The organism is Streptomyces sp. NPDC020845 (assembly GCF_044334165.1).
In the GTDB taxonomy this organism is placed as follows: Bacteria; Actinomycetota; Actinomycetes; order Streptomycetales; family Streptomycetaceae; genus Streptomyces.
Map to the genome: position 1 here is coordinate 64,347 of NZ_JBIRSJ010000019.1, position 11,158 is coordinate 75,504.

9 protein-coding genes and 1 pseudogene are annotated in these 11,158 nt (G+C 71.8%); 5 read left to right on the top strand and 5 right to left on the bottom strand.

The features are described from left to right. Nucleotides 1-64: 64 nt before the first annotated feature. Nucleotides 65-1,915: pseudogene (locus ACH4U7_RS41270) on the top strand (glycoside hydrolase family 9 protein); the annotation flags it as partial. On the opposite strand, the gene ACH4U7_RS41275 reads toward ACH4U7_RS41270, so the two are convergent. Further along, on the bottom strand, nt 1,905-2,744 hold the full coding sequence (locus ACH4U7_RS41275; RefSeq protein ID WP_398532926.1) for a helix-turn-helix transcriptional regulator: 840 nt from the start codon (nt 2,742-2,744) through the stop codon (nt 1,905-1,907). The pseudogene ACH4U7_RS41270 and the gene ACH4U7_RS41275 sit on opposite strands and share 11 nt — an antisense overlap. Before the next feature lie 103 nt (nt 2,745-2,847). Here ACH4U7_RS41275 and ACH4U7_RS41280 point away from each other — a divergent pair, with 103 nt between their 5' ends. The 4 genes from ACH4U7_RS41280 to ACH4U7_RS41295 all read left to right on the top strand — a co-directional run bounded on the left by ACH4U7_RS41280 (nt 2,848) and on the right by ACH4U7_RS41295 (nt 5,529). Then, nucleotides 2,848-3,555 (top strand): SDR family NAD(P)-dependent oxidoreductase, encoded by a 708-nt coding sequence (locus ACH4U7_RS41280; protein WP_398532927.1) that lies wholly within the window; start codon nt 2,848-2,850, stop codon nt 3,553-3,555. Nucleotides 3,556-3,600: 45 nt separating this feature from the next. Beyond that, nucleotides 3,601-4,185: a TetR/AcrR family transcriptional regulator gene (locus tag ACH4U7_RS41285; protein ID WP_398532928.1), complete on the top strand. Its 585-nt coding sequence runs from the start codon at nt 3,601-3,603 to the stop codon at nt 4,183-4,185. Between the two features lie 157 nt (nt 4,186-4,342). After that, nucleotides 4,343-5,044 (top strand): SDR family oxidoreductase, encoded by a 702-nt coding sequence (locus ACH4U7_RS41290; RefSeq protein WP_398532929.1) that lies wholly within the window; start codon nt 4,343-4,345, stop codon nt 5,042-5,044. 62 nt (nt 5,045-5,106) lie between these two features. Next, on the top strand, nt 5,107-5,529 hold the full coding sequence (locus tag ACH4U7_RS41295) for a GH3 auxin-responsive promoter family protein (RefSeq protein WP_398532930.1): 423 nt from the start codon (nt 5,107-5,109) through the stop codon (nt 5,527-5,529). Between the two features lie 57 nt (nt 5,530-5,586). Here ACH4U7_RS41295 and ACH4U7_RS41300 read toward each other — a convergent pair whose 3' ends face one another. The 4 genes from ACH4U7_RS41300 to ACH4U7_RS41315 are packed head-to-tail and all read right to left on the bottom strand — an operon-like array spanning nt 5,587 to nt 11,150. Then, entirely contained in the window at nt 5,587-6,630 is a 1,044-nt protein-coding gene (locus ACH4U7_RS41300; protein WP_398532931.1) for a hypothetical protein, read from the bottom strand. Nucleotides 6,631-6,678: 48 nt separating this feature from the next. Next, nucleotides 6,679-7,461: an alpha/beta fold hydrolase gene (locus ACH4U7_RS41305; protein ID WP_398532932.1), complete on the bottom strand. Its 783-nt coding sequence runs from the start codon at nt 7,459-7,461 to the stop codon at nt 6,679-6,681. Nucleotides 7,462-7,515: 54 nt separating this feature from the next. Continuing rightward, on the bottom strand, nt 7,516-8,685 hold the full coding sequence (locus ACH4U7_RS41310) for an alpha/beta hydrolase (protein WP_398532933.1): 1,170 nt from the start codon (nt 8,683-8,685) through the stop codon (nt 7,516-7,518). Beyond that, nucleotides 8,682-11,150: a thioester reductase domain-containing protein gene (locus tag ACH4U7_RS41315; protein ID WP_398532934.1), complete on the bottom strand. Its 2,469-nt coding sequence runs from the start codon at nt 11,148-11,150 to the stop codon at nt 8,682-8,684. The genes ACH4U7_RS41310 and ACH4U7_RS41315 overlap by 4 nt, the downstream gene beginning before the upstream one ends. Nucleotides 11,151-11,158 lie beyond the last annotated feature (8 nt).

The following is an 11,158-nucleotide window of genomic DNA, read 5'->3' on the forward strand; positions in this document are numbered from 1 at the left end:
GGGGCGGCCGCTCAAGGGTGCGAAAGTTTTCGGCCGCGCTGTGCGGTTTCGTCTCAGTGTGGGCGGGTCAGGGCCGCGGCCCGCCCGGGTGGCGTGCCCGGCGGACGCCGCGCACGCTGGCGATATGGCACAGGGTCCACGACCGCACGTACCGGACACCGGCCCGCGGGTGCGGGTCAACCAGGTCGGCTATCTGCCGTGCGGACCGAAACACGCGACCGTCGTGACCGACGCCCCCGGGCCGATCCCCTGGCAGATGAACAACAGCGTCGGCGCCACCGTGGCATCCGGCACCTCGACACCGGCCGGGGTGGACCCGTCCTCCGGACAGCGGGTGCACACACTGGACTTCGGCGCGGTGGCCGAGACCGGCACCGGATACACGCTGAGCGCCGACGGACAGACCAGCTACCCGTTCGACATCTCCGCCACCCTCTATGACCAACTGCGCTCCGACGCCCTGCACTTCTTCTACGTCCAGCGCAGCGGCATCCCCATCACCGAGGCGCTGGCACCCGGGTACGGGCGGTCGGCCGGACACCTCGGTGTCGCCCCCAACCAGGGCGACACCAGCGTGCCCTGCCTGCCGGGTGTCGGTGACTATGCGCTGGATGTGCGCGGCGGTTGGTACGACGCCGGCGACGCGGGCAAGTACGTGGTGGGCGGCGGGATCGCCACCTACCAACTCCTCAGCCAGTACGAGCGGACACTCACCGCACCCCCAGGGCGTCTGGGTCCGCCCGGCGACGGCGATCTGCGTATCCCCGAGGCCGGGGACGGCGTACCGGACATCCTCGACGAGGCGCGCTGGGAGCTGGAGTTCCTGCTGCGCATGCAGGTGCCCGCCGGGCGGCCCCGCGCGGGCATGGCGCACCACAAGGTGCACGACGACAACTGGACCGGGCTGCCACTGTCCCCGGACCAGGACCCGCAACCGCGCCATCTGCACCCGCCGTCCACGGCCGCGACACTCAACCTGGCCGCGGTCGCCGCGCAGGGCGCCCGGCTGTACGCGCCCTACGACCAGCGCTTCGCCCAGCGCTGCCTGACCGCCGCCCGTACCGCCTGGTCGGCGGCCCAGACCCACCGGGAGGTGTTCGCCGACAGCGACGACGCGATCGGCGGTGGCCCGTACGACGACACGGACGTCACCGACGAGTTCTACTGGGCGGCGGCCGAACTGTTCCTCACCACCGGCGAGCAGGCGTTTCTCGATGCCTTTCGGGCCTCGCCGTATGCCACCGGCGAGGCGTTTCCGCCGTCCGGGTTCGGCTGGCAGCAGGTCGCCGCGCTCGGCCGGCTCGACCTGGCGACCGTGCCAAGACCGCTGCCGGACGCCGACCGGACGGCCGCCCGCGCCTCGGTGGTGGCCGCCGCGGACCGGTATCTCGATACGGCGCACGGCCAGGCGTACGGGATGCCGCTCGGCGAAGGCGAGTATGTCCAGGGCTCCAACAGCGTGCTGCTCAACAAGCTCGTCGTCATCGCGACCGCCTTCGATCTGACCGGTGACCGGCGGTATCGCGACGGGGTGCTGGAAGGTCTTGACTACATCTTCGGCCGCAACGCCCTCAACCAGTCCTATGTGACGGGATACGGCGAACGCCACTCCCACAACCAGCACAGCCGCCTCTACGGCCATCAGATCGACCCCGCGCTGCCGCGGCCACCGGCCGGGTCGATGGCGGGCGGCCCGAGCGCCGGCCTGGAGGATCCGAAGGCCAACAGGCTGCTGATCGACCGCACCGTCGATCCGCCCCGGCGGCCCGCGCCGCAGCTCTGCTACCTCGACGACATCCAGTCGTGGTCGACCAACGAGGTCGCCGTCAACTGGAACGCGGCACTGTCCTGGGTCGTTTCGTTCGCGGCCGACCAGCCGGTGGCGGCAGAACACGGACGCGGGGCTATCCGATGAGTTCCTGGGTGCCGAGGACGGTGAGCAGCGCGAGGCGTTCGGCGTCCTCGGTGCCGGGTTCGGCCGTGTAGACCATGATGCGCAGTTCGCTGCCCGCCACGGTCAGCACATCGCAGTCCAGCGTCAGGGGCCCTACCCGCGGATGGTCGATGGTCTTGCGCGCCGACTCGTGGCGGCCGGCGGCGCCGGAGTCCCACAGCGCGGCGAACCGGTCGCTGTGCGCGCGCAGTTCCGTGACCAGCCGACCGAGCCGCTGGTCGGCCGGGTAGCGTTCGGCGGCGGCGCGCAGATCGGCGACCAGCGCGGCCTCGAACTCGCGCAGGGACTCGGGGCTGTGCCGTACCCGGCTGCCCGGGCCGAGGAAGTGGCGCCAGACGGCGTTGCGCTGGTGGCCGCGCCATCCTGATGGCTCGCCCATCAGCGCCGCGTACGGCGGATTGGCCAGCAGCATGGTCCCGGTCGCGTCGAGGACCACGACGGGGGTTCCGGTCAGCCTGTCCAGCAGTCGCTGGATGCTCGGGGTGATATGCGCGGGGACCGTGTCCGGGCCCGGCGGCGCCAGCCCGGCCAGCCGGAACAGGTGTGCGCGCTCGGTGTCCGACAGCCGCAGGGCCCTGGCCAGGGCCTCGACGACCTGGATCGACGGATTGGAGGCGCGGCCCTGTTCGAGGCGGGTGACGTAGTCGACGGAGATCCCGGCCAGCAACGCCAACTCCTCGCGGCGCAGTCCGGGCGCCCGCCGGTGTCCGCCGGTGGGCAGTCCGGCCGCCTCGGGCGGCACCCGGTCGCGAAGGCGGTGCAGTGCCTGCCCGAATTCCGCCGTCGCCATGCACACCAGTGTGCACTGCCGGGCCCCGCCCCTGCCTGGTACCAGCAGTCCCAGGAACATGGGACGCCTGGCTGACCGCACCGCCCCGCCGGACCCTGGAGGCATGACGACAACACTCATCACCGGAGCCAACAAGGGGCTCGGTTTCGAAACCGCCCGTCGGCTCATCGCAGCAGGTCACACCGTCTACGTCGGCAGCCGGGACGCCGAGCGCGGGCGCCGGGCCGCCGAGCGGCTGGGCGCGCGGATGGTCCTCATCGATGTCACCGACGATGCGTCCGTCGCGGCCGCGGCGAAGGCCGTCGAGGCCGATGGCGGACTGGATGTGCTGGTCAACAACGCCGGCGTCGAGGCGCGGGAGCCGGACGGAGGGGTGGCCGGTGCCGCGGAGGTGACCGCCGACGCGATGCGGTCGGTCTTCGAGACGAACGTCTTCGGCGTGGTGCGCGTGACCCATGCGTTCCTGCCGCTGCTGTCGCGGTCCGCCGCCCCGGTCGTGGTCAACGTCAGCAGCGGCCTTGCCTCGCTGACCAGGGTCACCGCCCCGGACACCCCGACGTACGCCTACCCGGGCGTCGCCTATCCGGCGTCGAAGACCGCGGTCAACATGGTCACCGTGCAGTACGCGAAGGCGTTCCCGCAGATGCGGATCAACGCGGTGGAGCCCGGCTACACCGCGACGGATCTGAACCGGCACACCGGCATCCAGACCGTCGAGGAGGGCGCCGAGATCATCGTCCGTATGGCGCAGGTGGGCCCCGACGGCCCGACCGGGGGCTTCTTCGACGCCGAAGGCACCCTGCCCTGGTAAACCGATCGGTTTCTGTGTGGCGGAAACCGGTCTAGCCTGTCGCACATGACCACAGACGCGACGAAGACGAGCTCCCGCGACCGGCTGCTGGATGCCGCGGCCACCCTTGCCTATCTGGACGGCGTCGGTGTCGGCGTGGAGGCGCTGTGCAAGGCGGCGGGGGTGTCCAAGCGCTCGATGTACCAGCTTTTCGAGAGCAAGGACGAACTGCTGGCGGCGAGCCTGGAGCGGCGTGCCGCCGGCTTCGCCGCGCGGTTCCTGCCCGGGGCGGACGACGCCCGTACGCCGCGTGAGCGGATTCTGGGCATCTTCGAGCAGGCGGAGGAGCAGGCGGAGGAGCAGGCGGCCGAGTCGGCCTATCGGGGGTGCCCCTTTCTGGCCGTGCAGATCGAGCTGAAGGATGTGAACCACCCCGCGAGCAGGGTCGCGCACCGGATCAAGGAGGGCCTGACGGCGTTCTTCCGGGACGAGGCCGAACGGGGCGGGGCGAGCGATCCCGATCTGCTCGCCCGGCAGCTGAGCCTGGTCTTCGACGGGGCGAGCGCCCGCGCCGGTATCCAGGCCGACTCCCTGGCCGGGCTGCTCCTGCCGACCGTGGTCACCCTGCTCGACGCCGCCGGTATGCGCTGATCTGCCAGGGCGCGGCCGCACTCAGGGGTCTGTCCGCCGACCGGTGCGCCTTCTGCTCAGTTGTGTTTTCAAACCCACCTTGCATCAGGAAACCGATCGGTTTACGGTGGCGATGTCAGCCTGAGAAACCGATCGGTTTACCACAGTGGGAGACATCATGACTGCGATCAAGGACGCCGTTGTTCTGGTCACCGGCGGCAGCCGCGGCATCGGCCGGGCGCTCGTTGAGGAGGCCTATGCGCGCGGCGCCGCCAAGGTCTACGCCACGGCCCGCGATCCGCGCACGGTGACACACCCCGATGCCGTCCCGGTGGCGCTCGAGGTCACCGACCCCGCCTCCGTGGCGGCCGCCGCCGAACAGGCCCAGGACGTCACCGTCCTGATCAACAACGCCGGCGCCTCGGTCGGCGCCTCCTTCCTCGGCTCCCCGGTCGCTGACGTCCGCCGGGAGTTCGAGACCAACTTCTACGGGCCGCTGCTGGTCGCCCGGGCCTTCGTACCCGTCATCGAGCGCAACGGCGGTGGCCACCTCCTCAACGTCCACTCCGTGCTCTCCTGGCTGGGCAACGCCGGCTCCTACAGCGCCTCCAAGGCCGCCCTGTGGTCCCAGTCCAATTCCCTGCGCCTGGAGCTGCACCCGCGCGGCATCGGGGTCACCGGACTGCACGTGGGGTACGTGGACACCGATATGACGGCGAACATCGACGCGCCCAAGGCCGACGCGGGCCAGGTGGCCGCGGCCGCGCTCGACGGCATCGAGTCGGGGGCGTACGAGGTGCTGGCCGACGACCTCACCCGGCGCGTCAAGGCGGGGCTGGCCGAGGACCCGGCCGTGCTGTACCCGCAGCTTGCGCAGTAGCGCCCGGGTGTTCAACCGCGGCGCGTACGCGGTTGAACACCACTCCGAAGTGGCCGAGCCCGGTGAACATTGACGCCCGGTTCAAGCAGGAGCTGGTGGCCGCCAAGCACCGGCTGGCCGCCGCGTTACCCGACGCCGCCGCATGGCAACGGCGCCTGCTCACCGAGATCCTGCGGGACAACGCGGACACGGCCTTCGGCAAGGAACACGGCTTCCACCACATCCGCACGATCGACGACTACCGCGCCGCCGTACCGCTGCGCACCCATGAGGAACCTCCGCCACGACCGGCTCTCCCGACCGGCCACCAGCCGCTCGGGGCGCCCCAGCCTCGGGCCCGGCCAGGCCGATCTGAGCGTCTTCGGCGTCCGGTTGCGGGCGACGGAACGTTCCTCGGCCGCCCCGGCGACAGCCCCGACCCCGACCGCGCCGTCCATCCGGAGCGCCTGGCGGCAGCCGCGGCCGCGGGGCCGACCCCGCCCTGATCTGGCCGAACATCCGGCTGCTCTCCTGCTGGACGAGCGGGGCGCGCCGCGGCGGGCTTATTGAATGCTCCAGCGGTGCGGATGCCCGGGATCGGCCGGGCAGGCGAAGATGTTCAACTCACCCCAGCGGCCCACCGTCACCTTGGTCGGTGTGGCGGACCGCAGACGGCCCGGAAGGTCCCGGTCCTCCTGCGGCATCCAGCTGTGGCTGCCGCCGTCCCACTCGGAGCTGTCGATCGTCAGCAGCAGCTCCATCGGCGCCGCGCAGGCCAGGCAGTTCATGGGGGAGGGGTCGGTCAGATGCCATGACGCGAAACCCCCGGCGCGCCAACCGGGCGGAATGGACAGGTCGTACTGGTAGGCGGGCGGCTCGGCCTCTGCCTCCTCCTCACGGGCTTCCTCCTCACGGGCTTCCTCCTCACGAGCCTCCTCCCAGGCGTCTATCCGGGCTTCCAGCTCCTCGGGGAGCAGCCCGGCGAACGGATAGGTGACCACCTGTTCCGGGTGCAGTACGCAGGGCTCCGCCACGTACCCCTCGTAGCCCACGACCTCCGGCAGTGGCGGCGCGGCCAGCACCTCACCGACCTCCCACGACCGGCGCCACAGCAACCGCAGCGACATGCCGTAGCCGGTCCTGCCGTGCCGGTCGAAGGGGCACCAGAACACCTGGAGAAGATCGCAGCCGTCCGGCCCCGCGAGCAGGTCGGGGACGTCCCGCCGGTACAGCTGGGCGACCCCGACCATCGGCAGCGGGTCGGTGTCCGCGATCCCCGCGACACGGTGCTCACGGCCCAGCTCCGTCAGGAGCCGCCGCTCCTCCTCCGTGGGCCCCGGGTCCGGGTCGCGGGCCCATGCGGTGGCGAGCACCCGCCGCTCCCGGTGGATGTCCGCGGGCCGCCGGCCACGCCCGCGCCGATGCGGTTCGGTGCACACCGGCCACGGCTCGTCCGCGGGCCACAGCAGCGGACCGCCCACCGAACTGTCCGACACCTCCGGACTGCCCGGCCGCGGATGCAGCCGGGTCGTCGTACCGCGGTGCGCGGCCAGTTCCGGGAAGAGCGCCTCGACATCCAGCGGGCGCGGCGGTGTGGTCCTCGTCATGGACACGACTCTAAGGACCCGGCGCACCCCACCGGATCGGCGCCCCCGCTACGCCGTGCCCGAACCTCCCGCCGTGAGGAACCAGTCGACCGCCGAGCTGACCGCGGCGGGGTTCTCCACCGGCAGCTCGTGGCCCGCGTCGACGATCCGTACCACCGCGTCCGGACAGTCCTTGGCCATCCGCAGCATCTGCGACACCGGCAGCTGGATGTCGTGGTAGCCGTGCAGCAGCAGCGTGGGCGTCCGGATCTCACCGACCCGGTCCAGCACATCGAAGGCCCGCATCGCGTCGTAGCACGTCATGACCACCTCGCGCGGTGTGGTCGCGGAGGCGCGGGCGTATTCGCGCACCTCGGAGCGCGGGTATCCGGGGCCGAAGGCCCGCTGGATGTTGACCGTGACGAAGACGCGGAACGGCAGCAGTGTCGAGGCCGCCATCAGCAGGCCGCGGCCGCGGTTGTAGACCATCCGGCTGATCGAGTTCACCAGCACCATGCGCTCGATCCGCTCCGGGTGGTCAAGCGCCAGCGTCTGGGCGATCATGCCGCCCATCGAGTGGCCGACCGGGACGAAGCGGTCCACCTCCAACCGGTCGAGCAGGGCGGACACATCGCCCGCCAGCTCCGCGATGGTGCGCGGCATGCCGTCGCTCTCGCCGTGCCCGCGCAGATCGAGCCGGATCACCCGCCGGTCCGGGGCGAAATGCGCCATCTGGTGGTCCCAGCGGTGCCGGTTGGCCGTCCAGCCGTGGATGAACACCAGCGGCACACCGTCGCGGCGACCCTCGTCGTCGAACGTCAGTCGGGCGCCACCGACTTCGAGCTGCGGCATGGGTCATGACCTCCGGGCTGTGGTGCGTGACGGTGCGGGGATGTGAGGTACGGGTCACCGGTGCTTGCCCAGGAAGTCGAGGATGTGCCCGAACACATCGAGGGCGGCGCCCCGGCCGATGAACGTATCGAGGTGACCGTAGCCGGGGACCTCGGCGTACGCCACATCCAGCCGCGGCTGACGTGCGGCCAGCACCTCGTGGCAGAGCTTCTGGGAGTCCAGCCACAGCCCGTTCTCGCTGCCGGAGAGCAGCAGCACCGGGCAGTCGATACGACCGGCCTGGTCCAGCGCGTTCTCCGGCAGCGCCCGGTAGCGGTCGTCCCCGTGGTGCCAGCGCACCACGCTGCGCGCCAGCTCGATCCGGCGCAGATGCGGCAGGATCCACAGCGGCGCCGGGCCCAGCAGCTCCGCCAGCCGGTTGTGGGTGGTGGCCGACAGATGCTCGTGTACGAACAGCGAGGCGCCCGTGCCCCAGGCCGAGTTGTGCAGGATCTGGCAGGTCGGATCCGGGCAGCTCGCCTTCCGGGAGGCCAGGGCGAACAGCGGGGTGTACCGCGACCAGAAGCCCACCGTGCGGAAGTCCACGGGGATGTGGTCGACACGGGACTTCAGCAGCTCGGCGGCCAGCGTCATCCGCAGGGACGTACGGCCCGCCAGCTTCGGCGTCAGAAACACCCCCTGCGCCACCACCCCGGCGAGCCCGGGCACCAGACCGCCCGCCATGCTCATCGACAGCGAGAGCGCGCCGATGCAGTGGGCCACGACGAACAGCGGACGGTCGCCGATCCGCTGCCGGACCAGCGCCACCGCCTCGGGGATGTCGTACACGGCGACATCGTCGTAGGTGTACCGGCGGCCGGTCTCGTTGTACGGGAGCCGGCAGCTGCCCCGCCAGTCCAGCAGCCACGGTTCGTACCCCTCGCCCAGCAGGACCTCGACCAGGTTGCGGGTCTCGGGCAGCAGAAACATGTCGGAGGACGCGGTGTGGCCGTGCAGCAGCAGCACCGCGGGGCGGTGCCCCTGGCCGGCGGAAGAGTCGGCGGTGACCCTGCTCAGGCCGAGCCGGGTCCCATCCTTGGTCCGGAAGGGGATCTCCTCGACCCTCGCCCCGTCGAGCCGGGCGTACAGCGGCCGGAGGGTCACCGGGGTCCGCGGGTTCACCGGGGCCATCGGGGTCTGCGCGGTCCTACGGGTTCGCGGGATCCTCGGGGTCAGCGGGGTCATCGGGTGCGCTCCGTCAGCGTCGGGTTCCGGCGAAGGTCGAGCAGGTCCGCCCCCACTCGGGCGAACGGGCCGAGCAGGCCGCGGCCCATCTCCAGCCCGAACCAGGCCAGCCACGTCAGTTTGGCGACCCGCTTCTCCTGGCCGGAGAGGCGCGGATCGACCCGGATGCCGTCGATCTGGTCGCGCACATAGCTGTCGGCGGGCACGACGACCTCGCCCGCCAGACACGCGGGCTCGCCCTCCCGGCCGATCTCGACGGTCAGCGCCCGAGTCTGCCGCCACACATCGCGCCGCGCACGGGCGAACTTCCGGCCCTCCAGCCACCACCGCCCGCCGTCGGCGTCCCGCAACCGCAGCCGGTAGAGCAGCAGTTGATGCCGCAGACCGTGCGTCAGGGGTATCCCCTCCTGCGGACGGACCCACAGATCGCCCCGCTCCACCACGACCGGATCGGGGTGCAGCAGCGCGCAGAAGAGCTCTCCGCGGACATCGACCCGGCGCTCCCGCACCAGCTGGTACATGCTGGCGATGGACAGGGTCAGCGACAGCGTGCACCTGCTGTGCGCGGGCCCGCCGACCGAGCCCAGGCTCCCCTCGATCGTCTCGGGGAACCACAGATACGGCGGGTCCTCGCGGTCGGGCAGCCGGCCGAGGCCGTCCTTCGCCAGCCGCTCGAACGTCTTCAGCTGCGCCTGCGTGTCGTACCGGGCCGCGGCCGGCAGGTCGTGCGCGGCGACGAACGCGCTGGTCCGCTCGTCGGTGGCGGCCGGCCCCGTCAGCGTCGCCTCGCACAGCTTGAGGGCCGCGGGGCTGCGCAACACCCTGGTCAGGAAGTCCAGCTTGGGGACCGGTTCGGCCTCCAGGCGGGCCAGGGCGTCGGCCCGCCACTCGTCCCAGTCCTGCACCGTCACGTTCATCCCGCCGAACCCCATGTCCCGCACCACGTCGTCCAGGGTGTTCGGGACACCGGTCAGGTTGTAGTTGTAGCCCCAGGCGTCGGGTTCGCAGATCACGGCCGCCGCCACCCGGCTCACCCAGTCCACCGGGGCGGCGTTGAGACAGCGGAAGGCGGGCACGGTACGGAACCGGCCGAACGCCGAGATCAGCCCGCTGCTGAGGTCCTGGGCGTTGTACGCGCCCGTCTTGGTGTGTCCGCCGATGCCACCCGGGCGCATCATGGTGACCACCAGACCGTGGTCACGGGCGCGTCGCAGCGCGGTCTCGGCGGCCCACTTGGACCTGTCGTAGCCGGCGACGAGGCGGTCGATACGGGCGAGCGGATCGTCCTCGCCCATGGAGACGATGCCGACCTGGTTGAAGACCGCGATCGACGAGATGTGGTGCAGTGGCTTGGGCCGCCCGGTCGCCGCCAGTTCGGCCAGCGTCAGCGGCCCGATCACATTGCTCTGCCGCAGCGACGCGTAGCCGCGCAGAAAGTCCACCGCCGCCGCCACGCTGACGACCGAGTCCAGCTCCTCCGCCAGCGCCTCCCAGCGCTCCTCCGGCAGGCCGAGGCGGGGGCGGCGGAGGTCGCCCGGCAGCACCGTGACCCGCCTGCGGATTTCCGAGGACCACGGCAGTGCGAAGCCGGCCAGCGCGGTGCCGAGCCGCGACGTGGCCTCTTCCTCGTCGGCCGCGCGGATCAGGCAGTAGACGTGGGCGTCGCTGTACCGCAGCAGATCGAGCAGCATATGGCCGCCGAGAAAGCCGGTTGCCCCGGTCAGCAGGATCCGACGGGGCGGGGCAGGCTCCGGCGGGCCCGTCCACGGCAGGGCGTCGGCGCGGGCGAGGTCGGCCAGGACCAGGTCCAGGTCCTCGTCTGCGGTGTTCGCGGGCAGGGCGCGGGCCGTGCGGACGGGAGTCGTGGGGACGGGGGTCGTGGGGACGGGGGTCGTGGGGACGGGGGTCGGCGGGGTGTGTACGGTCCGAATCCGGGTGGCGGAGAGCCAGCGCTCGGCGAGCCGGCGAGGCCGGGCGTCGGCGAACACATCGTCCAGGGCGAGCTCCACACCCGATTCCCGGGCCACCGCGGCGACCAGCTCCACCGCGTCGACGGAGGTGCCCCCGGCGTCGAAGAAGTCGGTGTCGGGCCCCATCCGGCCATCGGGCAGATAGCGGGCCGCCGCGGCGGCGATGGCCTCCGCCAGCTGGTCCACATCGGCATCCACCCTTGCGCCAATGTCCGTGCCGAGGTCTGTGGTCGGCTCATCTCCGGGATCGTCGCCAGCCGTTGCCTGTGAGGGGGCCGAGGCCCCGGGCAGGGCCCGGGCCAGCAGGTCGGCCACGCTGAGCCCGCCGCCGCCCCGTTCGATCGACTCGCCGGTCAGCCGCTGCCCCTCGTCCGCCGCGCCCACTCGCATGGCCTCGTCACTCGCCGGGTCCTTCCGTTCGCTTCTCCGCCCGCGAGGCGAATCCGCGGCTTGTATGGCATGGCGCGGCTGGTCGGCCTCGCGTGCGTCGCTCACGTAGTCCG